This is a genomic window from Chryseobacterium pyrolae, assembly GCF_025153485.1.
GTDB lineage: Bacteria > Bacteroidota > Bacteroidia > Flavobacteriales > Weeksellaceae > Chryseobacterium > Chryseobacterium antibioticum.
In genome coordinates this window covers 177,666-204,664 of sequence record NZ_JANZQH010000001.1, presented here as the reverse complement: position 1 = coordinate 204,664, position 26,999 = coordinate 177,666, and the positions used below count along the sequence as shown (strand labels likewise).

Annotated in this window: 15 protein-coding genes; all 15 read right to left on the bottom strand. The window is 40.4% G+C overall.

Annotated features, from left to right (window positions below; all coding sequences use genetic code 11):
- Positions 1-504 (bottom strand): GNAT family N-acetyltransferase, encoded by a 504-nt coding sequence (locus NZD88_RS00915; RefSeq protein WP_259826708.1) that lies wholly within the window; start codon positions 502-504, stop codon positions 1-3.
- Positions 505-998: 494 nt separating this feature from the next.
- A complete protein-coding gene (locus NZD88_RS00910) occupies positions 999-2,141 on the bottom strand; it encodes a 1-acyl-sn-glycerol-3-phosphate acyltransferase (protein ID WP_259826707.1) in 1,143 nt (380 codons plus the stop codon).
- A gap of 201 nt (positions 2,142-2,342) precedes the next feature.
- A complete protein-coding gene (locus NZD88_RS00905) occupies positions 2,343-3,140 on the bottom strand; it encodes a hypothetical protein (RefSeq protein ID WP_259826706.1) in 798 nt (265 codons plus the stop codon).
- A 186-nt stretch (positions 3,141-3,326) separates the two neighbouring features.
- On the bottom strand, positions 3,327-3,872 hold the full coding sequence (locus NZD88_RS00900; protein ID WP_259826705.1) for a hypothetical protein: 546 nt from the start codon (positions 3,870-3,872) through the stop codon (positions 3,327-3,329).
- 288 nt (positions 3,873-4,160) lie between these two features.
- Positions 4,161-5,186, bottom strand: coding sequence for a terpene synthase family protein (locus tag NZD88_RS00895; protein WP_259826704.1), 1,026 nt, complete (start codon positions 5,184-5,186; stop codon positions 4,161-4,163).
- A 147-nt stretch (positions 5,187-5,333) separates the two neighbouring features.
- Entirely contained in the window at positions 5,334-6,335 is a 1,002-nt protein-coding gene (locus NZD88_RS00890) for a terpene synthase family protein (RefSeq protein WP_259826703.1), read from the bottom strand.
- A gap of 54 nt (positions 6,336-6,389) precedes the next feature.
- Positions 6,390-7,388: a terpene synthase family protein gene (locus tag NZD88_RS00885; protein WP_259826701.1), complete on the bottom strand. Its 999-nt coding sequence runs from the start codon at positions 7,386-7,388 to the stop codon at positions 6,390-6,392.
- A 1,238-nt stretch (positions 7,389-8,626) separates the two neighbouring features.
- A complete protein-coding gene (locus tag NZD88_RS00880) occupies positions 8,627-9,157 on the bottom strand; it encodes a hypothetical protein (RefSeq protein ID WP_259826699.1) in 531 nt (176 codons plus the stop codon).
- The gene (locus NZD88_RS00875; RefSeq protein WP_259826698.1) at positions 9,154-10,407 is read right to left on the bottom strand and encodes a condensation domain-containing protein; all 1,254 of its coding nucleotides are present in this window, start codon (positions 10,405-10,407) and stop codon (positions 9,154-9,156) included. Before NZD88_RS00875 ends, NZD88_RS00880 begins: the two co-directional genes overlap by 4 nt.
- The gene (locus tag NZD88_RS00870) at positions 10,404-11,675 is read right to left on the bottom strand and encodes a condensation domain-containing protein (protein ID WP_259826696.1); all 1,272 of its coding nucleotides are present in this window, start codon (positions 11,673-11,675) and stop codon (positions 10,404-10,406) included. The genes NZD88_RS00875 and NZD88_RS00870 overlap by 4 nt, the downstream gene beginning before the upstream one ends.
- Before the next feature lie 4 nt (positions 11,676-11,679).
- A complete protein-coding gene (locus NZD88_RS00865; protein ID WP_259826695.1) occupies positions 11,680-14,085 on the bottom strand; it encodes a glycosyltransferase in 2,406 nt (801 codons plus the stop codon).
- Positions 14,078-14,872, bottom strand: a complete 795-nt coding sequence (locus NZD88_RS00860; RefSeq protein WP_259826694.1) for an alpha/beta fold hydrolase — start codon at positions 14,870-14,872, stop codon at positions 14,078-14,080. The genes NZD88_RS00865 and NZD88_RS00860 overlap by 8 nt, the downstream gene beginning before the upstream one ends.
- Complete coding sequence (locus NZD88_RS00855) at positions 14,863-15,162, bottom strand: acyl carrier protein (RefSeq protein ID WP_259826692.1); 300 nt, start codon at positions 15,160-15,162, stop codon at positions 14,863-14,865. The genes NZD88_RS00860 and NZD88_RS00855 overlap by 10 nt, the downstream gene beginning before the upstream one ends.
- Positions 15,150-19,382, bottom strand: a complete 4,233-nt coding sequence (locus NZD88_RS00850) for a beta-ketoacyl synthase N-terminal-like domain-containing protein (protein WP_259826690.1) — start codon at positions 19,380-19,382, stop codon at positions 15,150-15,152. The genes NZD88_RS00855 and NZD88_RS00850 overlap by 13 nt, the downstream gene beginning before the upstream one ends.
- A gap of 19 nt (positions 19,383-19,401) precedes the next feature.
- Positions 19,402-26,397, bottom strand: coding sequence for a type I polyketide synthase (locus tag NZD88_RS00845; protein ID WP_259826689.1), 6,996 nt, complete (start codon positions 26,395-26,397; stop codon positions 19,402-19,404).
- Positions 26,398-26,999: the final 602 nt, after the last annotated feature.

The window sequence follows — 26,999 nt, the reverse complement described above, 5'->3', positions numbered from 1 at the left end:
TTACTTACCACTAGCCTGTCTTAATTCATATTCGATTTCGTCATCTGCTTCTGCAATTTGCACAAAATTAAGCCGCTCCAGCAGCTTCCTTGCAGGAACATTTTGTTGGCCTGTTGCTGCCCAGATACGTTTCAGTCCCAGGGTATTCAGTCCAAAATCAATGGCCAGCGACATTCCGTCGGTCATATATCCCTTTCCATAGTATTTTGATAATAAAACACAGCCCAATTCTCCTTCTCCTTTATCTAACCCGCGGTAGTAGCCACAGGTTCCAACGATTTTATCGGTAATGTTGTCTACAATTCCCCAGTGAATGGAATTCCCGTCCAGATAATCCTGATTGATCTTTGACTGCATTTCGGCTGCCTGCTGAACTGTTTTTGCCTGGATGGCATCGTAAAAAGAGATTTCAATAAGATCATCAAGGTCTGCATCCTTAATCTGTCGTAATGATACCCTATCGCCTGTTATGTGTGGAAAATAATCGTGTTGAAATAGTTTCATGCTTTTTAGTTTTTAATCAGCCCCTAAGATATGAATAGCCCAAGCGTCACTCATGCTTTTTTAGGAAAATTTTAAATTAAAAAAAGGGGTTTGGATCATTATTTAGCATCAAACTTTATTCTTTCGGCAAAATTAGGAGCCTCAAAACAGCTTACTAATTTTATTTAAAATCATTGATAAAATCATTTTACCATTTTAAAAAGTAAAATTATTCAAATGACAAGGTCCTACTTTAAATTCAAAATATTTTAATCGTCTATAAAATTGATCGTGAAATAATTTTCGAGAGATTAAGACTAATGAAGTAGTTAAGGATACTGGACAAAAATAGTGCATTATCTAAATTTTCTGTCTTTGTTCTTTTGTCTTGAAACAAAATGAACCAAAAATTCAAGGCTGGAAGCTTTCACTAAGAATTAAAACCTAATCCTAAAATTTTAATTTTCTTAACGCTACAGCTTCCTAGACAGATATCGACAACTCTTCAGCAATACTTACATTAATGAGTTGTCCTCATACTTCATTTTATTAATCAGAGGATTCGCATACATTGTTAAGAAAAATTCTTTTGAAACGGCATCAGAAGGGTCGATACGCATGTCAAGTCTTCGGACAAACAATTGTTTTTCCTGTTCTGTATATTCTGAGGCGTATGTATTCGTGTTGTGAAGCAGGTCATAAGCGATAAACTTGGTCGGCCAAAGCTTATAGTTTTGTATAATTGAATCATCAATGATCTGGGCAACAGCCTGCAGCTGCTTATTTTTGTTTTCAAAATTGAGGGCAATATCATCCAGTTCTGTATTCAATACATGACCGGCATGCAGGTGAATACGTTTCTTTTGACCCAATACTCCACTAAGCATGGTCATAAAATCTTCATCCTTACCCTTAACGTATTCCTCATCTCTGTGCTTGGCCAGAAGTTGTGGCATTTTTAAGGAATCGGTAGGATCGTATTCATAGGAAATAGATATCGGAACGACCTTTAATGTTTTAAAATAATCCGTCAGAGAAAGATCTCCGGCAGCCATCGCAAGCATTTTTAAAACACCTTGTTGCGTAGCATCATTTCCGTCTTTGGTTCTTCCCTCACGCTGGGCGATCCAAACGGAACGTTTTTCAACATGCAGAAGCTGCTCAATATACTCAGACATGATCTGGGAGCTCTTCAGCTGCTCACGAATCGGCAAACCTCTCTGGACTAAAAAGTTACGATTTAGTTTTGCTAATACATGCAGGAATGTTTTCTGAACCAGATTGTCACCAATGGCAGATGAAGTCATGATAAACTCCTTCTCCAGCAACACGAGGTTGAGCAGTGAGGTATCCAAAACAATATCCCTGTGGTTGGAAACGAAAAGGTACGGTGTATTTTTATCCAGCTGATCAAATCCCGAAGTCGTTAAGCCTTCAGAGCTTTTCGTGAGAATCTGACGAATGGTATGGGCGATAAAATTGTGCTGAAAATCACTTATCGAATGAATACTCTTAAACTGTTCTCTCCAAACCTGTTTATCAACATCAGGAAAAGTGAAACTCATCAGTGCGGTCATCATAGGATCACGGGCTATACTCCGTAACGCTTCATTTACTTCATGATCATAAAAAGGCCTGATTTCATCGAACTTCGACATGTAATTATTTAAAAATTAAAACTATTTTGCAAAAGAACAAAAATTTATCGAGGGTACGCTACAATGTTTGTTAAAGTATGTCATTTGTCGACATAGCAACTATGTTCTACATACCATTGAATTATTTACCGTAGAATTATTCACAAAACAAATATTGGGTCTGCTTACATTCTCTTCCCTTTTCCCTGGAATTAAAAATGATCATTGTGATGGCATCGTAGGATAAGCGGCCACATAGGTTTTCAATAATTTACCTTTAGCAGAGTATTCTGAAACCTTGTATCCTTTATCGGTATCTATCATCACTTCGTAACTGCCGTCTTTTTTGATTTTTTTACTTTTACCTAATCCGTATTTGATTTCCTTACTGATCAGCTTCCCTTTTTCATCAAATTTTTCTTCCATCCAGGTAGCCTCTTTTTCAAGATTCTTAGTGCTGGTACGGCTTTCTACTTTATTGGTTTTACCATAATAAAATGTACGTGTGCCTTCCACGTCATCCTCAACATCCCAGCCGGAAAGATTCATTCTTTTTGAATAAACAGCCTTTCCATCTATCGCTCTTGATTCACTTTTAAAATCACCATTCGGTTCAAATTCTTTTTCATAGAAAATACCCTGGTCAAAGTAATAGGTTTCTATAAGTTTCCCGTTTAGCTTTTTGTCTATTCTGATCAGAATATCGTCTTTATATACCGCCCTGACATCGAAAGTTTTATCCGGTGTATCAAGCTTCATTTCACCATCAATTTTACCCAGATCATTAACTTCAAATAATGATTTAAAACCTTCCGAATTACTGCCCTCTTCATCCATTATGACTATATATTTTCCAGGAGCCAATGTCTTGCCATCTTTATATCTTATATGTTGCGGTTCATGCTTTTCCATTTCCTTCCCGATACTGAAGTCCTGTAAATCGCTTTGTTTAATAGTAGTCTGCGCTTTTGTAAAAACGGCGGTGACCAGCAGTGAAAGGATACCTATTTTAAGTTTCATAAATGAATATTCTATTAGTTTTTTGATCTGGTTAAGATAGAGATATTATTCTACACCAAACTTCCGGTAGAAAGTCAGATCTTTTATAAGGTAAATCAGGACATAGCAGATGCTATTTCCAAAGTGCGAGAGCCAAAAAAACTAAGAATTGGATGGTCTACTCTGAATCTTTGTTGAAATAAATATTTACTTTACTTTTTCCAAAAGATATAATTTCGCCCCTGAAAATGCCAGTTTAGGCATCAGGTTTCCTTCCAGCACCATGGTTTTATTGTTGACATCAATCACTGAAATATAATTATTGGAATTGTATTCTATATAGTTTTCTTTTTCTTTGGTGACAGGATTTTTACCGAATTCCAAATCGTATTTTACCCAGTCTTCCTTTTCTGAACTGCAGTGTACGGGTTTGAATTTGGATTTTTTAGCCTTGAAAATAATCTGATCAAAACCTTCCGTACATTCCGAAGTAAAGGAACTTTGCGGATTCTGATCATTCGTAAAGTCTTCGAAAGAGCCTTTATACGCTCCCACTACTTTCCAGGTCCCGTCCAGACGATCTTCGTCTATTTTTCCTTTGGCTTTACTTACGGCCCAGCTAATTCCATTGACTGTTCCTTTTACGGCTTTGTAGCTTACATTGACAGCACCCTTTACGACTTTAGCCGCTGTGGAAACCACGCAAGAGTTTAATACAAAAACAGCTGAAGCGAGGAATACTATTTTTTTCATATCATCAAGTTATTTTAATGTACGAAGATAAGATTTTAAAAATATTGTGATCACTCCGGGAATGCAGATTTAGAAAGGTTCAATTTTTATGATCCATTCATCATCAGGAGCATATATATTTTCGCTGCATATAAAAACAGCAAAAACTTACGTCTTTGCTGTTTTGTATCCTAGATTTTTAAAGCTTACTATCTAATGAATACCATCCTTATGTGATGTGCTGCGGCAAGATAAATCCTTTAGGTTCATAGCTTTGGTGCCTGAATTATAGGATGAATATGGCCTAAGCTAATCCTGCCGAATGTATTTTACCTCAAAATCTAACGGTTTCTCACCTTGTACACCGTATTTTGGAGTGATAAAACCCTCTGGCTCATAACGCTTTGTACCGGATATATAATACCATTCATTAAGACAGGTTACCATCAGCTTGGTATGATATACATAATTCTCGGCTTCTTTTTGATAAGCGCCGAAATCGGGCAGACATTGTGAAATCTCCTCCAACTCAGTTACAAAGTCATCATGAAGCTTCATGGCTTTAGCCAATGATTCTTCAAAAGAAAGGTGCTCGGTATGATGAAATAAAAGGATAATATTAAAATTGTCACTTTCACTTGCCATTTCTTTTCTTATAGAAGCAAAGTCGTTTTGTATTGCTATAATAATGGCATGAAGGAAAAGTACCCGCTGAATTGCCGGATGTTGATAAATATCCTCCGGAAGTGCAAATCCCACTGCGGGATCAATCATATTACCATAGGCTATCTGACCAATTGAACGGCTCCTGATTAATAAGAAACGGGCTAGTGTGGGATAGGTTTTACTGATTTTAAAACGGGATTCTTCCATAATTCCATACGTTATAAATTCCCAGAAGCTTTTTGCCATTCTTTCTATCCAAAATTGAGGCATGCCATTAGCAATCCATTCTTTTCTGGCCTGTTCCATCTGTCTGAATATACCGATTTCATCAGGACGGACACTTTCCCCTGTCATTACTTCAAAAACACGGTCTCTAAGTGCTTCAATTTCTTCCAGCGGCATAATTTCTACGTAGTCATCAAAGTAGGTTTCATACAACAGAAACCTGCATATAGGCTTAAGCATATCTGGATTACTCGTGGTGGGTGACATGTAAGCGGATACCTTTACTAAATTTTGGTTAATGTATCTTCTCATGCTCTCTGGTCCCAGATAAGCATAATCTTCTTCTATCCATTGTTTTTCTATCTCATCAAAAGCAAACATCAGAGGACTTGGGATATATGCCCAGGGATATTTAGGAATTGGGATTTGAAGTTCTTCTTTCATAAATTTTTTATTTGTAGGTGTTTTTGAGTTTACATTTCTTAAAGTAATTCTGGAAAATATGCATTTTATTAAGTTTAAAAGTATTTCCTCCCCATATCGCTTGCACCGGAATTATAATACCAATTCGGACAACCACTTATTATCAATTTAACTGATTTTTATATCATTACTGATTTCTGGCCAGGCAAAACCTACTCCTCCATGTTGGTATCTTTCAGTTTCCAGATAAAAAGAATTCACGCCCTGAAGTCCAACTCCTGCATAATAAACGAACTTGTCTACATGCTCCTGATATTCACCAAACTCGCGGTATTCAGCATGTAAGGCAAGTACTTTTGCCAATTCTTCATTATGGATGCGGAATGCCTGTGAACAAGCATCCTTCAATGAGAGATTATATTCCTGTTGCAATACAAAAACCAGGTTAAAAACCTCTGTGCCCTTCGCCATTTCTTTTGGCAGCGAGTGAATATCATTTTGCCAGGCAACAACCAGAGTCATATGAGATATCATTTTCTGAACAACAATGTGCTCAAAAATATGCTCAGGAAGAACAAGACCTGATTCAATCTCACCTAAGATCAGATAGGGACGCATAAGAACAGAATATTCACGAATTGTTTTGAAAAGCGTAAGTGACGGCGGACGTTGTGCTATTTTATAAGGGTACTCCAATTCAATCCCATATCTGAAGGATTGATAAAAATAGTAAATAAAACGCTCCACCCATAGGTCGGGCATCAAGGCGCGGAATTCATCCCTTATTAACGCCATATGTTGATAGAGAGCATTTTCATCCTCCTTTGGTTGTGCACCCTTGAGAATGTCTACACAACGAGTCCGTAACTGTTGGATTTCCTCCAGAGACGAATGCTCCACCTGATCATCAAGAGCGACGTACTGAAGCATAAATCTGTTGCAGGGAATACTCTGTTCATAGGTTAAGTCCGGCCACATACGAGCCGTGCACATGTGGAGCCTCATTTTTTTGTATGTGTTGCGTTGTTTTTCTGTCAGGAAAGTGTAATCATTGTCAATCCATCCGTCCATATCTTTCCCCATTTGTTCTGCATGTGGATTGATAAGGTCAGGCCAGGGATAATGGCCCCGTGGCAGATAATCTTTTGAATTATATTCTTCTGGTTTCATTTTGTTTAAAGTCTAAGTTTTTAAATTATAGAATAGTTATAAGTTGGGTCCTCTTTATATTTGGTTCAGCTTTTCTTTCAACTCCCTTGCTTCTGGAAATTCCATGGCATTGTAACGGCCAAGTTTTGTAGAGATGTTCTTCCATCCGCTCAGGACCATGCTCATATAATGAACCCAATTCACTACAGCATCCTGCCAGATCCCAAAGTCAGGCAGAGAAGCTTGCAGGGCTACAAACTCTTTCAGGTCTTCATTATGAAGGCGCAGATCTTCCAGACACGCATCTTCCAATGAAATTTGCCGTTCGTGCTGGATTACTTTAACAATATTGTAATAGACACTGTCCGTCGCCTCATCTTTCACCACCGACTGCACTTCGTTGAAATAGGTGACCAGATGGCAAGCCAGGGTCTGCAGGCGGCAAATCACCGGATGATTGTGGATCTCGGGAGGCAGAACAATTCCCGTTTCCACCTCTGTAAGCTGAAGAAAAGGATACAGGCAGATAGAATTTTCCCTTAACGCAATACATTCTTCTATGGTTGGAAACATCTTTTTTTCCTTGTATATGAGCTCAGTTTCCAGCCCTGTAAAATACCTGCTGATCATCTTTGTAAACCTGACGATAGATTCCTGAGGAATAAACTGCAACAGCTCCTGCCTTAATGAGGCCAACATAGCTCCCAATGGTATTGTAGATTCTGCAGCGCTTATTTCACCATTGAGAACTGCAACCGACTGGGTGTGTATGTTTTTAATATCACCAGATACGCTTTCCTCATACAGATCGTCATTGTACAGCGTCCACAGCATCAGTCTGCAGATAGGTTTGAAGCGTTCAAGTGATGCGGTAGGAAACCACTGAGCAGCGATATGTGCCGTTTTGGTTTTTTTGTACTTTTTGCGAAGATCAGGATTCTGCTCATAAAGCCACAGATACTCCCCATCTATCCACTGATTTTCAGTAATTTCCTGCAACTGGTCTGCATGGGGATTCTTTAACGTCGGGAAGGGGTAATTAAATTTTTTGTTGAGTAGTTCAAGTGTGTTCATGGTTTTATAGTTTTTTAAATTTTACATAACGGTTAATATAGATGAGTATAGTTAGGGCAAAGTCGTTCAATATGAAATGGACAGGATCATGCGGATATAGGATGCATCAAACAACATTTAAGTATACATTTCGTCGATAAATTGTCTGTCTTTAAATGTCACTTAACCCATCGTTTTATTCTTTTGATGTATCGAAACCCGGACTCGTATTGAAAATAGTTTTAAAATAAATTAATCCCAACCTAAACAGTATTGACTGTAATTTGGCTAAAAGGAAAGGTTGATCAAATAGCAAATCTTTATTCAGATTGACCTTGTATTTTCTTTAATAGGTATTAATGGGTTTTGGAATCCGGAACAGGTTCACTACTGAATGGTATTGTCAAGAAAAATTTTCATAGATTTCAATTTAATGGTTGATGTTTTTATGGTATTAGTTTATAAGAATGAAAATAATAAAAAAATGCGATATGATTCAAATTTATTTCACACTTATTTGATATTAATCGACGTAACATACTGATATGATACTATTAATAAGCTTTTAAGCGTTCATAAAATGTGTAAGGATCATTTGAAACATGACTTTTTTCACTTTTTTTTATCATTTTTTCGGCTTATTTATCTCCTATTTTTAGTAGGGAGAAGTTAAAATAATTGCCAAGCAGGAAATTTGCTAAAGAAATTCATTTATGATTAAATTATTCTTTTTTGTGTTATTACAGCCCAGATCTAATGATATAAACTGTATTTTACTTAATAAAGCAGCCCTGCAACTTCTTGTAAAGCATAAACAAAATTACAAATCAGGTGATTTATCATTATTTCATTTACACAATTAAACACAAAATGCCCTAAAAAATATCTATTTCAATATCAACATCTATTTCTTCTATTTTAATATCGTTCCTATTTTCAAATAGAAATGTACCTTTTGCCGTAAAAGCTTTATTGTAGGATATATCCCTATTCTCTTGACCTGGCTCTACGATAACGTTAAAAGAAAAAAAACCGTCATCAACAGAAAATGTTTTATTGGGAATATCAACCCAAATATCCGTTGGATTAATGTCTACTCTCCAATGTTCACAAGCATAATTTTCTGGTTGCGTATTGTTTAATACATCATTCCATACATTATAATCACTGCTTAGTTTTTATGCAATGTGATCTCTGATTTTATCAATTTCCATAGTTAATAGTTTTTGGTGTTAATCAAAATTGAAAAGAACTTATTATTAAGCCACCACAGATCTGCATAGATACCTCCTCAGCCTCTTCATCGGCAAATACACAAATATCACAGACAATATCCCCGCCAGCACCCCAACAAGCACCGCCATGGCAGTGGCGTCCAGTTTATAATACTTTGACAAACTGAATTGTGCCAGCATCAATACAGACAAAACTAACAAGCCAGTAATGAGACCATGTACAATACTGAGTTTCGTCATCAGTTTCTTCTTATTCAGCTGGTCATCTACCGTAAATTCAATGGCGCCCTGCTCGGAAGCAATGATTACCCTGTTGATAATATCGATGGTAAGGACTACCGGTAGGAATATAGCCATAGGAAGGGTTAGCCGGGCCAGGTTTTGAGTTCCTGAAAAGAAGTGCGTATATCCTAATTCCTGAAAGCTGGCGTACGCAATAATGAAATTGAAAAATACATTCGGAAGGACATAATAAATCGTGCGCTTGATTAAAAAGCGTTTCAGGGTGGTTTTCTTGAGTTTTTTAGGTTGCGCAGGCTTCAGTTTAAATTTCATAAAGACGAGGTCAGGAGTTCAATGGCTTTATTTTTAATTTTCATAGCTTCTTCTTTCGGAAGGAAATGCTCGTTGGACATAAAGGTAAAATCCATTTGTTGGTTGTACGTTGTGGTTACCAAAGTATTCGAATTCAGCCAGGGAAATGCAACCGTTGGGCTGATGATCGTTTCCAGCGTAAAATGCTTATAATCATTGGGAATATCAATTCTACCCATATTGGATAATGTGATATCATGCCCTCCTTTACTGGATTTCAACATAGCAATCATACGATCTACGACCGGATGCATCTGCTCGCCCATCCACAAAAGTTTTCTCGCTTCGATCTTATCTATTTTCTGAAGAAGTTCTTTTTTGATCTCCCTTGCATTGTCCATGACATCCTGGCTGCCCTTTTTTAACGGAAGCTCAACCGTTGGCGCAAAAGCAAACAGATGATCTTTTCTGATCTCGGGAATAAAGTGGCGTACATCCACCGGACTGATTACTTTTCCTTTCGCCTGCTTCCCTTGTATTTCTTTAAAAGCCTGCATGTAGGCTGCACAAAGTAAAGCGTGTATGGAAATGCCGTGAGCTTTGCATTTTTCAGTGATTTGAGTCGTCATTTGGGAGTTTTCCTTCCAATGAATGACATAGTTTTTCCCGAGATTTCTTATTTTGCTTTTTCGCTGCATCATAAAAAAGAACCGGGCCATCAGCAGGTAAATGCGAGCTTTCCGTTTCTCTTTTTTCGTATTGAAATCCAGAGGCAGAAAATCATCGACTGAACTGAATACCGGATAAGGATTCATCTCAAAAGAAGGATCATCCAAAAGACCAAGAAGTTCCCGCATCAGAGTGACCAGGGAGGTTCCGTCGCAGATACAGTGAGGCATTACCCAAAGGATTTCCGAAGCACCCTGTCCCTTTACCCATACCAGTTGGGCAAGCGGTTTCTTTTCGTCTTTAAATAGCCTGAACCACTCTTTTTCAGATTCCCGCAACCAGTCCTCATCCGTTTTCCGGTCAACAATACGGAGCGGGATCGGTTCAATCTCTTTTTCTTCTGTAAAAAAAGGATACTTTTCACTGTGCCTATCAATCCTGGTTCTCAGCAAAGGGTGCTTCTGCTGGATTTTCGTCAAAGCAGCCCTAAAGTTTTCTTCAGGGATTTCCCCTTTTATTTTTGCGGTAAATACACAATTGACCGGTGTTTCTGGATCAACGTACATAATCCTTTCCACCATCATTAATTTTCTTCTGATCATAATACAGATATAGGATCTAGTTGTTCTTTTACAGTCTGAATCAGTTCATCCCGGATCGCTAACGCTTCAGCATACGGTAAATATCCTTCGCTTCCTACGAAAGAAAAATCCATTTCTCCATTGAATGTTGACGTTACCATCGTGGTGGTATTTCCCAAAGGACCAATCACGGAAGGACTAAAAATGGTCTCCAGTGTAAAATCCTTGTATTGATGAGGAATCTGAATGCGTCCCAAATTGGAAAACATACAATCATTGGAAGATTTTCCATGTTTTAAAAGCTTGGTGAAATTCTTCAAAGCATCATGAGCAGACTCTATCACCATCATGGTAATGTAGGGATTCAGTTTGGAGGTCTTACGCTCTACAGACTCCTGCATCAGTCGTAAATTCTCAGAAAAGCTTATTTTATGATTTGCTGAGACCACGATCATCAGACCGAAAGCGAAAATATGATCCTCTTTGATCTGCTTCGCAAAACGCCTGATATCTACCGGACACGAAACCTTATTGAAGGAAGCATCCCCTTTTACCTTCCTGAATGCCTGAAGTACCGCTGCACATAAAAACGTGTTCACCGTAACTTCCATTGATTTGCAGTAGGCAATTAATTCCTTGCTCATTTCTTTGTCAAATTTCCAGTGGATCAGGTAATCGTTTTGTCGCTCAACTGCTTTTTTTCCGACAGGAATACATTTGATCGCCGTTGCTGCGACCCTACCGATCACTTTCGCTTTCAGCTTTTGTCTGCGGTTCGTCAGAATGTCTGCCGGAACGACATCATGAATTCCCAGAATAGGATTTTCTAGTCCAATTTCCGCTGAAGGATAATCCAATATCGTTAAAAATTCATAGAGGAAAGCCATCGCCGAACCTCCGTCGCATAAACAGTGATGAAATGAAAAAAGCATATCCGAAACCTCTTCCCCCTTGATCCATATGAACCTGAGAAGGGGTTGCTCTCCATAATGAAACAACGTCTGCCATTCTCTTCTGGATTCCTCCTGCCAGTCGTTCTCCCCTTTTCGATTCACAATTCGTATGGGGATCGGCAGATGTTTTTCCAGTACTTCAAACCAGGGGATATTTTTTTCATCATGGCTGATGAGTGCTCTCAACCACGGATGTTTGCCCTGAAGCTGGCTCAGGGCATATTGAATATCTTCTTCCTTAAAGATACCCCGCAAACGGAACGGAATCACCGCATTAAAAGGTTCTGTTCCGTCACCCAGCAGCATGCGCTCACCAAATAACAATTTTCGTCTCATAGGCTTATCCTAAAACTAATGATGGTTGTTCTTGTTGTACAAAGCCCTCCAGTAGCTCTACAGCCAGATCATTACCGCCTGCATTGAGTAAACTGGACTGAACTTCTTTCGCTGCGTTTCTGTATACCGGATTTTCCAGCAATTCAAAAACAGTTTCACGCAGGGCCTCCACCCGTAATCGTTTGTATCGGATGCTGATTCCACAGCCTGCTTTTTCAATCAATTTTGCAATATGAAAATGATCGTAGGCAATTGGGGTAATGAGCATCGGTAATCCATTGGTGAAGGTATCGTTAACGGTATTGAAACCACCGTGGCAGATCACCATATCCATATGCGGCATCAGTGCAGATTGAGGCACAAAACCGCTTACAATAAAATTAGAAGGCCATTCCTCAAATATGTCCGGCGGAGTGGCCGCGATAACCGTTACAGGCTGATTGGCAAAGGCTGCAATCACCTTTTCAAAAAAGGCTTTCCGGATATCCACCAGCAAAGTACCCAATGACACAAATATTTTCGGGGTCGTAGAAGCTTCCAGTTTTTCCCAGTCAAAAGGAGCCGGGTTGGGACGTCCCTTTACCGGACCGACAAATCTCATATGTGATGGAACCGTTTCAAAATCCGCAAACGTCTGTGAGGTGAATACCAGATTTAATTGATTGGAATGGATAAAAATACCTTCATCATCAATCCCCACTTCTTTTTGAAGATCTTTGATCAGGTTTTGCTGCCACTCAAATATTTTGGGTGCGCTATTCGCAGTATCACCCATAACATCAGGAGGAACAGGTGTAGTCGTCACACATGGAATATTGTGTTTGTGGGCAAAAAGAGCTCCTCCAAAGGTGATGCAGTCATTCACCAGAACATCAGGTTTCCACTGCTGAACAAGACGCTCCAGTCCGGGCATCATCATTTTAGCAAACGGAACATAGGTTTCCTCGAGTGCCAGTTTCATGACTTCAGGTCCTGAACAGGCCGGCCCATCATCCTGTCTCTTTAAAATACGCTGAATATCCTCCTGAAACGGAATAAGATCTTCTTCAGGATAAAAATAACTTCCTCCTTCCGGAATATGTTTATTATCTAATGGAGTAATTCCAAACCATTTTACTTCGTGTCCACGGGCTATCAGGCTGGCTCCCACACTTAAGGTTGGGCTGATGTGTCCAAAAAACGGTGGAATCACAAATAAAAATTTAGAGCCAGATTTTACTGTTTCGGCAGCAGGGATTAATGCTTTTTCAAGCAAATTGGCTGCAGTGGCTGTGCCTCCGGCTTCGGTGAAAGATTCCCGAACCGTTTCGGCAGCTTCTTTATATTCTGAATGATGCAAGATATTTTTCACGGCCTCTTTTAAGTGATGGGATTTAAATCTGTTAAAATTAAGACGCTCTCCTGCTCCGGTACGCACTACACGTCCAGCTACATGAGACTGATCATACGCAATCGGGATCACCACCAACGGAAGACCGTTGGATAGGGCTTCAGAAACGGTATTGTGACCACCGTGGCAAACCACTCCATCCAGATGTGGCAGCAGATCCAGTTGTGGAACCTGATGATAGACCATAAAGTTTTCCGGCCAGCTATCAAAAAGCTGCGGATCAGAAACCAATACAACTGTCATATCTTCATCTTTAAAAGCATCAACCACTTTTTGGAAGAACGCTTTTTTATGATCATGATCGAAAGTCGTTCCGATGCTTACCAGGATCTTTTTGCTGGTACTGCTTTTCAGTCTGTCCCAATCAAATTCACTGGAGATGCGACGTTCCGTAAGAACAGGTCCCGTGAACTGATAGTTTTCCGGCAGATCCATTTCGCCAAAGAAATATTTTGAGGTTAAAACAAGGGTTAACAGATCCGAAGAAGCTAATGAACGGTTTTCCGTTACCCCCAGTTCTTTCTGCAGTTCAATGATTTTGTTGACTTCCCACTCGTGTACTTTAGGCAGCTCATCCATCATTTTAATGGCAGCCGGTGCGGTAACGGAGGTGCTGTAGGGAAGATTCAGTTTTTTAGCGGCAATAGCTGCCGCAAATAGCTGATGATCCCCAATCACCATATCGGGTTGATATTGTTTTAGTAAGGTAACGATTCCATTGTAGCAATGTCTGTTTAAAGGAATCAATACGTCATCGTAAAGAAACTTAATACTGTCAATACCATACACTACTTTTTTAGAAATAATATCGAGATAGCTTTCACTTTCTCTTTTTTCTTCGTCGGTTTGGTCATATTGAATCAGTAAAAGTTCTCCCCCGACCGGAAGTTTCGTACTTAAATTTTTGTCAAGACTGATCCAGGCCACTTCATGTCCTCTTTGCAGTAATTCTGCACCGATGCTTAAGGTTGGATTGACATGGCCTGTCAATGGTGGAACAACAAATACAAATTTAGCCATGATTTTGTGTTAATGCGTTAGATAATGATTGAGATAAAAAATGAACCATCGATTCTGCGATCTGAACAGGTTCCTGGATCGGGACATTGTGATCACCGGGAATCAGTTCCAGTTCAGATGAAATGATCTGTGTTTTCAGCCATTCCCCTGTAGGTTTACAGTTGGATTCAGATCCGTAAAGCAAAAGTGTAGGAATATCCAGGCTAGAGAAATTTACTTCACTCAAAAAGTTTTTTTCCCTGATCATATCTGCCTTGATGCTGGTCTTTTCAAACAGGAATTCATACATGCGGTGATTTTTCTCCATCTGCCTTTTGCCCATCTGCACTTTGGTAGTGTCCGTAAAATTGGCCACATAATGTTCTAGGAATTCTTTGCTGTATTCATCGATGATGTTACGGGCCTTTTCGTCCTGAGGATCCGGTGCTTCTATAACGACCAGTTGACTGACACGTTCCGGTTCTTTCAATGCGGTTTTCAAAGCGATAAGACCTCCGAAACTGTATCCGGCCAGATGCACTTTTTTAAGGTTTAAAACATCCATCAGAGCCAGTAAATCGGATGACATACTTTCCAGATCGTAGCCGTCTGTAAAACGCTCGCTCATGCCGTGGCTTTTCAGATCGTACATTACCACGTGAAAATGTTTCGCCAGAATCGGGGCAATATTAAAATAATAAATGGAGAGGTTGCTGAACATCCCGTGGATAAGCACCACCGTCTGTTCAGCCCCTTTATTGAGTTCCTGAATATGAACCTGTTTATGATTAACCGTGATTACTGGCATTCGTAGATATAATTAATAATCATACTCAGGTCAAGGTCGATCAACTGATCTAAGTCCATAGAAGACAGCCATCCCGTAAAATCAATCTGATCCCCGAAATGCGCTTTGATCTTCTCGGAAAAAGAAACGATTTCTATGCTGTCCATTTCCAGATCTTTGGTGAATGAACTGTCCGGAGTGATGTCCATTTCCTCTACAAATTCAGCGCCTATCACTTCAGCAATAAAACCTTTTAAAAGAGTGAACAATTCTTCGTGATTCAATTTTAATGTGTGGTTTATAGTGTCCATCCGATAATATATTTTTTATGTTTAATAGTTTTTATTTCAGTTTGGTTGATCCACAAGTGATCTCCCTCAATATGGGTGATTTCAAAGGCTTTTGGATTTCCTTTCAGTCCGGTTCCCAGAAACTTTCCGTAAGCTTCTTTGGCTACCCAGAATTTGGTGGTCCATTCCGCCTGATCTCTGTCTTTTAATAAGGTTAATTCATGATCAGTAAATACCAGATCATAGAATCCGGAACTGCGTTCTTCAATGATCTCCATGTCGATTCCCACCGGACCGCCCTGACGAGCAATACCTACCGCATCTTTTTCTTTATGCGCCAAAGAAATATGGATATCTTCAGTGACATCGCCTATCAGATAAGGTTTTCCGACTTCATCCTTCCCGATTTCAAAAGTAATGGGAAAACAAGGATGATTCTTCTTTTCACGGAGAAGATTCCGAACGGCATCTTTCACCGCTACACGGCTCACCATCCATTCTTTTCGTTTATTAGGAAACAACTGCTGATGATATTGTTTTTCAGTCTGGTTGAAATATCTTTTGAGAATAAAATCCCAAGAAGCGACTCTCGTGTACGCCTGATGAAAGAAAAATACCTCAGGGGCTATTTCTTCCGAAAGACGGTTATGTAAAGGCGACATGGAAACGTTCCAAAGCGGCTCGTCAATTTCCAATCGGCGGTTTTGCCAGCCTGTAATCGCGCACCATACTTTTCCGTCTCTTTTGAGAATGATATCTGCAATGGCAAATTCTTCATTGAGTTCGGTCAGGATGCAGGTACATTCAAAAAGGCCGTCCTGATCTTCCATATCACCAAAGAATTCAATATCTCTGATTTTCACAGGGAAAGCAATACGGTCTTTCGTTAAGGTTAATTGTAACCACAGTCCGAATAACTGTCCGGCATTATCCAGCAAAGATCCTTTTCCTCCATTTCCTTTAATTTTTCCTACAATTCCTTTCGTTCCTACTGCTGAAATCTCTGTAATTCCCTGGTACAGTTCTCCATGGAACATATGTTTGTCATAGATCTCTTCAGGTGTTCTTTCGATAGGCAGAAGATCTCCGATCGACAGGTTAAAGGCAGGAACAGCAGGTGCAGATGAAGCAAGTAAGACTTCTGCATTCGCAAAGTTCTCGATATCAAGGTAAGCATGATTAGGTGAACGCCATTCTCCTTTGACTGTTTTTTCAAAAGGTTTCGCTACATTCATCCATTGAAACACACTTACATTCATAATTTTATGAACTCGGGTTCCCTGAATTTCGGCCTGTGCTATTTCTGCTAACTGCTCAAAAATCATGGTCATCGGGATCACCGGCTCCATATCAGAAACATTGGTCCAACCTTTCGGCTGTCTCAATAAACTGTGATCGATGAGGTAAGGATGGGTATCTAAAGTTACATGCAGAAGTTTCGAGAAATTTTTGCTGATGGGCGCTCTAGGAACCACAGGTCTTGGAACTGTAATTTCCGGACGGCTTTGAAACAGTGTCAATACTTCTTCCTGCATCCGGATCATATCGGTGATATTTTCCTGGAAAGCCTGAACAAGAGGATGACCGGTCTTAGCTACCGTCGCTGAAACTGCATTTTGTTTTGGCATCTCAAAAGACTGAGCCAGATTTTGAATTTCTTTAAAATTACGAATGATCGGTGACCCTAACTGTAATTTGATTCCCTTTCCTGATGATTTTTTAGATTGGTTTTGTATTTCTAAAAAGTCCAATGCTACTGTTTTACCTTCCACAAATAATGCGGCTACCACACGCTGCAACTGAGCAAGTGCAGATCTTGTGGCTACGCTGGAAGCAATCGTACTGAATGCTTTTCCTTTTAGAGTATCATCGATAAATCCGATCAATCCTCCGGTACCAATCTGGATAAAGAATTTCGCTCCTTCTTCGTACAGTTTATCCGTCAGTTCACGGAAGCGGACCGGCTGAACCAAATGCTCCGCGCTTAGTTTTCTGATGGCATCCTGATCGGCAGGATATGGTTCTAAAGTCGTTGCCGACCATAACGGGATTTTCGTCTTTTGAAACTGCGCTTTTTCCATTCCCGCTAAGATCACATCCAGTTTATCAGCGATAAACGGTGAGTGAAAACCGGATTGGAACGGCAGAATCTGATGAAAAATCTGTTTTGATTTTAACAATGGAACTAGCTCATCCAAGGCTGCATTACTGCCACAAAGGATCACCTGATTAGGACAATTGTCATTAGAAATATATAAGTTTGGAATGGTATCGATAAAAGGCTTGACGGCATCAATTCCCGCTCCAATCGCGATGAATCTGGAATCTTTCAATTCAAAGGTTTCCGGATTCAGAACATCAATCAAAGCTTTCACAGAATTCACTTCTGCCAGTTCGGAGGAATATCCAGCGAGCCATTCTCCCAGGCTGTGTCCCGCATTCATATCAGGAACAATTCCCAGTTTTTTCAGGGCGTTATCAAGGATGCTGCATTTGTTGAAAATCCCCAATGCATCGGTTAATAAACCTTCCCCTTCTGTTTCGATAGGTTCGGTTAATCCAAAATAACGGCTCACACTGTCCACTTCCCCTTTCGCAAGGCCATCCAGCCCAGGAAATACGAAGGCGATTTTACCTCCATCTTTCAGTAAAGGTGTGTTGGTGTACCAGATATCCTGTTTATTGCGCCATGGATTATCTTTAGCTACAATTTTAGTAGCCTTTTCTATTCTTTCAGGTGTCGGGTCGAATAAAGCAATCCGGTAATCCCCTTCTCCTACTCTGTTTTCGTTGTTTTTTAAAGCAAAAAGTAATTCTTCGTGCGTGGGTCTTGCCAATACTAAAACACGGTCTTTTTTCGGCATATCATAGCCTTCCAAAACAACGTGTGCATTGATCCCTCCAAATCCGAAGGCATTAACTGCCGCTACTTTCGGCAAACCTGTTTTTGACCAGCTTTTCGGTTCCTGTACCGGAGCAAAACGGGTATGCTCCATATCTGCAATTGGATTTTCGCAATATAATGTAGGCGGTAAAGTATCATGATGAAGCGCCAGACAAGTCTTGATTAAACCTGCGATTCCGGCAGCCGGCATAGCATGTCCGATATTGGATTTAACGGATCCGATTCCGGCAGTCTGGGTCGTTTCTTCTTTAGTAAAAAACTGGGCTAAGGTCTGAAGTTCTGTTTTATCTCCAAGCGGTGTTCCTGTGCCATGAGCTTCAAGATAACCGATCTGTTTTTCGTCTATATCTGCATTGATCCAGGCCTGTTGTAAAGCTTTAAGCTGACCTTTAACGGATGGGCTCATCACGCTGGCTCCATTACCATCGCTGCTTACGCCAACGCCTTTGATCACGGCATAAATTTTATCCTGATCACGGACTGCATCTTCTAATCGTTTTAAAACGACAAAACCACAACCTTCACCAATTAATAATCCATCTGCATCGCTACTGAACGGCTTTATTTGTTGTTGGTGAGACAAAGCTCCCAACTGAGCAAAAATACTCCAGAAAGCAGCATTTTGTCCGGTATGAACTCCACCTGCGATGACCATATCACAACGGCCACGGTTAAGTTCCTGAACTGCATGATCTACGGCAATCAGGGCACTTGCACAGGCAGCATCTACTGTAAAAGCAGCACCGCCTAAATTGAAACGGTTAGCAACCAAAGAGGCAACCAAATTAGGAATTAATCCCATGGCTGTATCCGCTGCAAAACGTCCTTTTCTTTCCTGAAAAGCATGCTTCACCTTTTCGATATCTGTTGAAGATACCTGGGGCAGCAATTCCTGTAACAGCGAAGAAATCTGTTCTCCGGTGCGCACGATTTCGATGGCGCGGATAGCTCCAGGACCGGTATAGTTTCCTTTACCAATGATGATTCCAGTTTTCTCAAGAGAAGTTCCCTTTTGAAATACACCGGCATCTTCCAAGGCTTTCTGCACCAGATCAAGGGTTAATAAATGATCCGGCTCCGTACCTTCTACTGCTAACGGAAGAATCCCAAAAGCCGTTGGATCAAATTCATAATCTGAAATAAATCCACCGCGTTTACAGTAAAATCGGTCGACAGGACTGGTAGCATCACTGAAGTGTACAGGATCAATCCTATCAGCAGGAGCCAATTGGGTAGAATCTACCTTATTGACAATATTCTGCCAAAAAGTGTTGGCATCCTGTGCCCCGGGAAAGACACAGGATAGGCCAATGACAGCAACATCTGTTTTTTTCATAGTTATCGTATACAGAGGTTTACCAGTTGTTTCCTGACATGATCAATACCTGACTTTCGGTTCCGTATTTGATCTCGTTAAGAAAAATTTCTTTCCCCTGATCCAATGGAATTAAAGAAATACCGCGGCGTTCATATTCTGTTTCCAGAGTCGATGAAACCATTCCGGCTCCTTTCCATGGGCCCCAGTTGATGGAGATTACTTTTCCTTTTAATTTTTTGTTTAACGCTTTCGCATAATCATCCAGTACGGAATTGGCGGCAGCATAATCTGTCTGACCTTTGTTCCCATATACTGAAGCGATACTTGAGAAGAGCACTACAAACTGACAGTCAGCTCGAAGTTGTTCGGCCAATACACGAAGCGGTTTTACTTTGGTATCGAATACGCGTTCAAATGAGCTGGATGTCTTCTGTCTGAACAGTTTGTCCTCCAAAAGACCTGCTCCATGAATGACTCCGTCTAAACGAGTGTATTTATCGTAAATATTTTTGATTAAATCTGATAATCCTTCTTCGTCACAAAGATCTAAGGATTGATACATCACTGTACTTCCCAGCTGTTCCATATCTCGGATCGTACGCAGGATCTGGTTGTTTTTGAAAATTCTTACGGTCTCTTTTTCTATTTCAGCAGGAGAAGTGAATTGTCCGGATTTAATAAGATAGCTTCTTATTTCTTCCTTGGTTTTCATGGCTTCCACTTCTTTAAGGTCTGCTATGACATCTCTTGGATCTGCCGATCTTCCTACCAAAATATAGGTACACGGGTACGCTCCGGACATATGCTTCACCAGTTCAGCAGTGATTCCCTGTCCGCCTCCGAGTACTAAGACAACAGATTTCTGATCCAGTTGAATATGTGCCTCCTCAAGGCTTGTTGACAATGGAGAAGGGATAATATCTATTTTGTGTCTTTGGTCGTGTTTGTAAACGACTTCAGAAGGTTTATCAGTCGTTAATATTTCATTTAAAGTGATCTCCGTAATCCTATCAACTTCCTGTGGCGTGCTCAGACTTATTAATCTGCAAGAAGTTTGTTCAAATTCTCTCGCCAGACTTTTGAAAAGTCCCGGATAGCCTTTGTAATGACGTAAAAGACGGGTATCAGTCAATTCCTGAATATGAGCAGGAATGTCTGAAATCAGATATACCCATTTGGCTTTATCAAGATCCAGTTTTTTAATCTGATCAACATGATCAATGATGCTATGTTTTACGGTTGAGGAGAACAGATCCAGAATGATCAATCCGTCAAAATCTTTAAGATCTCTTTCTGTATCCACCAATTCCGCAATGGCACCGTATTTTTCAAGGGTGTTTTTGATCGCCATCGTTTGTGGACTGTTGTCCTGAGTGATTGCAAAACGTTTTCCCTTGATGATTTCTGTATTTTGTTCTGTAGAAACATCAGTTGGAGTCAAACCAAAACGAAGACGTGACAATACGTTTTGTACCGGTTCGGCATCATTATTCCCTGTCATCTCACTGATCCATGATGCCAGTCCTTTTAATGTTTTAATGGCAGCCAGTTTTTCCATCAGATCATCAGCCTGGTCCATATCTTCTCCAAAACCGATTTTGGTTTTAAGGTCTCCGATAATTTCCATTCTTTTAATAGAATCGATGCTCAGGTCTGCTTCCAGATCAAGATCTAGTCCAAGCATTTCTTTTGGATAGCCTGTTTTTTCGCTGACGATATCCAGAATTATATTTTGAAGTTCTTCCAGAGAGAATGCAGATTTGCTTTGCACTTCTGCTGTCGTTGTTGCTGGAGTTCCGTTTTTTTCAGGAGCAGCTGTTGCAGTTCCTGTCAATTCTGTCAACCAGGAAACGAGACCGCTTAAAGTTTTGATTGATGCTAATTTTTCCATGATCGTATCTTCATCGGCATTACCAGATGTAAGCGCTCCTAACTCACTGCGAAGCGTTCCAATGATTTCCACCCTTTTGATAGAGTCAATGCTCAAATCAGCTTCCAGGTCCATTTCCATGCCCAGCATTTCTTGAGGATACCCTGTTTTATCGCTGACAACCTGTAGCAATAAGGTTTTAATATCTTTCACCGGAGCTTGTTTTACTACAATAGCAGCTGGCTTCTCTGCATTAACCGACTGTGCAGGAATCGTCACCAAACGATCGTTCACTGGCGAGTGTACCGGCGCAGCATAAACGGGTGCAGGGCTGACTTGTGGATTCTGTCCCAGGAAGGAAAGCATCACATCACGCTGTGCCTGAATCAGCTGTTTCATGGTATTTAAATATTCCTGCATCATACGTTCAGCGGCAGGCTGAGATTCGGCTACAGGAGCTGGTTGGTTATTGGTAAAATTGTTCATGGGAATAGGATTTAATATAGGTAGCGCACCATTGGCTGGCAGGCTGCCTGTTGTTGGATGTGCCGTCTGTCCGTTCACACGCCAGATGGCTGGATTTTTCTTATACAGTTCAGGCTGGTCCATCTGAATCAGTCTGGCATTACGGCCATCGAAAAGTTTTTCGATGCTGAAGCTTCTGCCAGTTCCCAGATATTGCGCCAGCATGGAAAGAAGATGGCTCAGTTTATTTCGGTTGCTGTCTTCAACATACAGGGTCAGCTGATCTTTCTCTAAGCAGGATTTCGTCAGGCCGGAAAGAACTTTTCCAGGGCCTACTTCGATGAATATTCTGGCTCCGTCTTCGTACATTGCCTGAAGTTCTTCTACAAATCTTACGGGTTGTACCAGATGATCCGTCAGTCTTTCTTTGATTTCCGATGGACTTGTTGGATAGGTTTCCGCAGTTGTATTCGACCAAACCGGAATCTGCATTTCACTGAAAGGAATCTCTTTTAAGACCTCATCGTATAAACCTTTGGATTTAGCCAATAACGGACTGTGGAATGCACACGCAACTTCTAATTTCTTAGCAGAAATACGCTCCTGTTTTAGGGTTTCCATTAATTTATTGATCGCTGGCGTACTTCCTGCTACCACACATTGGGTTGGAGCATTATAATTGACCGGATAACAACCTTCTGTTTTGTCTAATACCAGTTGTAACTGTTCTCTTGTTGCGCTTACCGCAATCATAGTACCCGGATCTCCACCTTCTACTGAATCTAAAATGGCGTGAGCTCTTTGAATGCTCAAATCAACCAGTTTTTCTTCTTCAAAAACGCCTGCAAAACATAAAGCAGGTAATTCACCATAGCTGTGACCAGCCACCATATCCGGAACGATGTCCAGCGATTGAAGGAATTTAGCCAAAGCGAGATCAACTATCCCCAGAATGGGTTGTGCCAAGCGGGTATCTTTAATGGTTTCTTTCTGTTGTTTTAAAGCAGCTTCATTAAATGTAGCGGAAGGGAAAACTACTTTTTCCAGTTCAGGATATCCATCGATCAGATTTCGCATGGCTGGAAAAGCTACGAACAGATCACGGGCCATGTTGATTCTCTGGCTGCCTTGGCCAGGGAACAGGAATGCTACTTTACCATCGCGTCTGTTGACTGTAAATGTGTCTTTGCTTTCAATACCTGATAATGCCAGTTCGATGTTCATCATCAAATGTTCAGTAGTATCAGCGACAATGCTTAGCTGAATTGGCTTTTCTGAACTAACCGCTAAACTGTAGGCCATATCTTTTAAAGGAATATCACCGTTGATCTCTAATAAAGACTTAATCTGAGCCAATTTGATTTTAGCTTCGTCATAGGTCTCACCACGGAATACAAATAATTCCGATGGCCACGATTGCAATACGGCAGAATCGTCCTGTTTAGGGTGATTGGCAATGACTGTATGGAAATTGGTTCCACCGAATCCAAAAGCACTGATTCCGGCATACCGGTTTTTCTCGCTCCACAATCCACTTTCTGCATAAAAAGCGAAAGGACTTGTTTCGGCATTATAATAAGCATTAGGCTGCTGTAAATGAAGCGTTGGAGGTTTTACCCCATGGTATACCGCAAGAGAAGCTTTGATCAGTCCAGCCAATCCGGCCGCACATTTGGTATGCCCGATCTGTGTTTTCACTGAGCCTAAATGCGTCTGTCCCGGTATTGCTCCTGAACGGCTGAATAAATTGGTCAGTGCACTGAGTTCAGTTTTATCTCCTACAACAGTTCCTGTCCCGTGAGCTTCCACTAAACCTACTGTCGCAGGACTGATTCCTGCCTGGGAATACGCACGTTCTAATGCGCGTACCTGCCCTATTTTTCTCGGAGCCGTAAGACCAAGTGCTTTTCCGTCACTGGATCCTCCCACTCCTTTAATCACTGAATAAATACGATCGCCGTCGCGAACGGCATCTTCATATCTTTTTAAGACGAGAATTGCCACTCCTTCTCCAAGGGCAATACCATCGGCATCCCCATCAAATGTTGCACATCTTCCTTTTCTGGAAAGTGCATGAGTGCTGGAAAACATAAGATAATCATTGATCCCGTTATGTAAATCCGCTCCACCCGCGAGAACCATATCTGATTTTCCTAATATTAATTCCTGACAGGCAAGATCAATAGCTGCTAAAGAAGAAGCACACGCTGCATCTACTGTAAAGTTTCTTCCCCCAAGATCCAGGCGGTTGGTAATTCTTCCTGCAATCACATTGGCCAGAATACCAGGGAATGAATCTTCTGTGGTATGTGGAAATGCCTGCTTCACTTCTTCATGAAGTTCTCCGAATACCTGTTTATAATATCCTCTGAAACTATAGCTGTTGGCAAGGTCATTCCCTCCTTCAGCTCCGATAATTACAGAAATATTTTCTCTGTTGATATGTTTTTCACCATAGCCGGCATCTTCCATCGCACGTTTAGCCACCAATAAGGTCAAGAGTTGTGTTGGCTCAATGGCTGCCAGGGATTGCGGAGGAATTCCAAATACTAAAGGATCGAAATCTATTTTTGGAATAAATCCACCCCATTTGGAGTGAGATACATCCGGTCCGTCTGAATCGGGATGGTAATACAATTCTTTATTCCAGCGTTCATCAGGAACTTCTGTGACACTGTCTCTTCCCAAGATGATATTTCTCCAATATTCTTCAAGGTTTTTAGCGCCCGGGAAAATACATTCCATCCCAACAATCGCTACATCCAGAGGTTTTTCTGTGGATACCGGTTGTTCCGGTAAAGCAGCCTCTTCAATATATTGATAATTATCAATACTTACATTCTGATGAAGTGCGGCAACGGAGATCACACGGTTCTGCATGGTAGCCACCTGACCGATCATATACATTCCCAGATCCAGCTGTTCGCTTGTTGGAATACTGATCAATTGATCGCCTTTACGCTCTACTCCTTTAGCAGCAATTCGAAGGCGGCCTACGTTTAATTTTTCCAGCTGTTCCCAAACTTCTTTTTTATCCATTCCAGCTGCAAGAAGCTTTGTCTTCTCTGTGCTAAAATGCTGGGCAAATGCTGTATTTAGACAACGCGTTTCGTGTCCGGGTGCAGTCTCTAATAAGACTGTGTCTTTAGCCTGCATAGCCTGTACCTGAAATTCCTGCTGAATCGCTCCGGTTTGTACCGCTTCTTCAGTATAGAGATAGGCAGTGCCTATTAATACCCCCACTTTTACACCTCTGGCTGCTAACGGAGCTGCCATGATGGAAACAAAAGCTGTTGAAAATGCATTATGGATCCCACCCGCAAAGAATACACTGATCTTTTCGGGATGATCTTCTTTTAAAATACGCTCGATTTGTTTTTCCCAAAGGACCATACTTGAAAGCGGACCTACATGGCCTCCGCATTCACGGCCTTCAAAGATGAAATTGGTAGCGCCCTCTTTCAGGAAAATATCCAATAGCGCAGGGGAAGGAACGTGAAGGAAGGTTGTTATTCCGGCCTTTTCAAATACCTTGGCCTGCGCCGGTCTTCCTCCGGCAATAAGAACTACGGAAGGTTTTGCTTCCAAGATATAGGATGTCTGTTCTTCTCTCAATTCCTGAGGGGCAAATCCAAGGATACCTACTCCCCATGTTTTTTCACCAGCCAGTTTTTTAGTATCCATTACCAAAGCTTTAGCAGCTTCTCCTTTAAGTAAGGATAAAGCCACAAAAGGCAAAGCTCCCGCTTCTGCAACTGCATTAGCAAATAAAGGCACATCACTGACACGGGTCATGGGTCCCTGTGCAATGGGATAACGAAGTCCCAGGTGTTTAGCCATCAGATTGTCCTGACTGATAACCTGAAGAGCTTTCGCCTGTTTCAGATGGCCATACATTGCTTCTTTAAATCCAAAAATCATTTTTTTCAGACTTTTGAAATCTTCATACAGGTCTATAGCCAATGAAATATCCTGACCCATTGGAATATAGCTCTTTGCAGGATCAAGATCGGTAAAATATGGTCTAAGTTCTTCAATGCTTACATTTTCCGGTAACGCAGGTGAGTTGGGCCTCACCAATACACGATGGTTGGCTATAATTTTAGTTTCGGTTCCATTCAGTTTTGAGCATAGATCTTTAAAATCCTGTGGAACGGAACTCTCCGGGAACAAGGCAAGCTGACTGTCTAACACAACGCCGGTGGCTCCCAGAGATTTTACTGCTGCTGCGGTATGGAGCCCTATTCCACCCTGTACCCAAACGGGTACGCTTTTAATTTCTTTGATGATACGCTGAAACAACACAAATGTTGATTCATAGCCTACCAGGCCACCTGCCTCATTTCCTTTTATAATAATACCTTCTGCACCCAACTGTTCGGCTTGTCTGGCTTCATCCAAACTGCTTACCTGATAAATAACAGGCAGGTCCGGAGCTATATCCATTGAAACACCGGAAGGAAATATGGCAAACCTTACTTTTTTGGGGATTTGAAGCGATATAAACGTATCGTTAGGAAAGTAAATACCGAATGATGGTATATCCGTCTGTTCAAGTTGATTGAGTGCTTCCTGAGCAACTGTCAGGTCATGTCCTAAACTTAAAACGGGAAACGCACCTGCCTGGTGCAGTTTAGGCATAAGATTCACATCCGGCTTTTCAAAAGGGGTTAATCCAATAATGGTTAAGTTTTTCATTTCATTTATGGTATTGAGATAATAACTGGGAAAACTTCATAACAAAATGTCAAACCTTTCGGCATAAAAAACATTTATCAATTATGAGGGAATAAAAATAATAAATTTATACTACATTTTCAACCATAAATAAAATTTAATAATAAATTATTAACAATAAATTATTATGAATTTAAATACTGTTAAAAAAAGTAGTTTAAATTTTTATTATCAGAAATAAGACGGTACAGTCTATTAGATTCAATTATAAAGGTTTATAATTGATTATTTAAGGCAAATATAGAAATAAAAAATATAATAAATCAAAAATAAGAGAATTATTATTCTAATATTACAAAAAGATAACACACCTATAAAAGCGTATGGAATCTAGAAAAACCAACTTTGTTTTTCCGGCAAAAAAGGTCAAATAATTCGGGATGGAAATAATTAAGACTTAAATTTCAGAAGATTTTTTCATAAAAAAACAACGTTACCAAGAAGCAACGTTATGAAAATAAGAAGATTATGGAAATCATCTTTTATTAGATCGGAAAAATCACCGGATATACCTGCATGGGTTTCTAAAAGGGAAAAATAAATTTATATTAATTTTTATCGAT

Bases quoted from the DNA above. Each gene is read 5' to 3' on its own strand.
- NZD88_RS00915 (WP_259826708.1), bottom strand. From the start codon at position 504: ATGAAACTATTTCAACACGATTATTTTCCACACATAACAGGCGATAGG.
- NZD88_RS00910 (WP_259826707.1), bottom strand. From the start codon at position 2,141: ATGTCGAAGTTCGATGAAATCAGGCCTTTTTATGATCATGAAGTAAAT.
- NZD88_RS00905 (WP_259826706.1), bottom strand. From the start codon at position 3,140: ATGAAACTTAAAATAGGTATCCTTTCACTGCTGGTCACCGCCGTTTTT.
- NZD88_RS00900 (WP_259826705.1), bottom strand. From the start codon at position 3,872: ATGAAAAAAATAGTATTCCTCGCTTCAGCTGTTTTTGTATTAAACTCT.
- NZD88_RS00895 (WP_259826704.1), bottom strand. From the start codon at position 5,186: ATGAAAGAAGAACTTCAAATCCCAATTCCTAAATATCCCTGGGCATAT.
- NZD88_RS00890 (WP_259826703.1), bottom strand. From the start codon at position 6,335: ATGAAACCAGAAGAATATAATTCAAAAGATTATCTGCCACGGGGCCAT.
- NZD88_RS00885 (WP_259826701.1), bottom strand. From the start codon at position 7,388: ATGAACACACTTGAACTACTCAACAAAAAATTTAATTACCCCTTCCCG.
- NZD88_RS00880 (WP_259826699.1), bottom strand. From the start codon at position 9,157: ATGAAATTTAAACTGAAGCCTGCGCAACCTAAAAAACTCAAGAAAACC.
- NZD88_RS00875 (WP_259826698.1), bottom strand. From the start codon at position 10,407: ATGATCAGAAGAAAATTAATGATGGTGGAAAGGATTATGTACGTTGAT.
- NZD88_RS00870 (WP_259826696.1), bottom strand. From the start codon at position 11,675: ATGAGACGAAAATTGTTATTTGGTGAGCGCATGCTGCTGGGTGACGGA.
- NZD88_RS00865 (WP_259826695.1), bottom strand. From the start codon at position 14,085: ATGGCTAAATTTGTATTTGTTGTTCCACCATTGACAGGCCATGTCAAT.
- NZD88_RS00860 (WP_259826694.1), bottom strand. From the start codon at position 14,872: ATGCCAGTAATCACGGTTAATCATAAACAGGTTCATATTCAGGAACTC.
- NZD88_RS00855 (WP_259826692.1), bottom strand. From the start codon at position 15,162: ATGGACACTATAAACCACACATTAAAATTGAATCACGAAGAATTGTTC.
- NZD88_RS00850 (WP_259826690.1), bottom strand. From the start codon at position 19,382: ATGAAAAAAACAGATGTTGCTGTCATTGGCCTATCCTGTGTCTTTCCC.
- NZD88_RS00845 (WP_259826689.1), bottom strand. From the start codon at position 26,397: ATGAAAAACTTAACCATTATTGGATTAACCCCTTTTGAAAAGCCGGAT.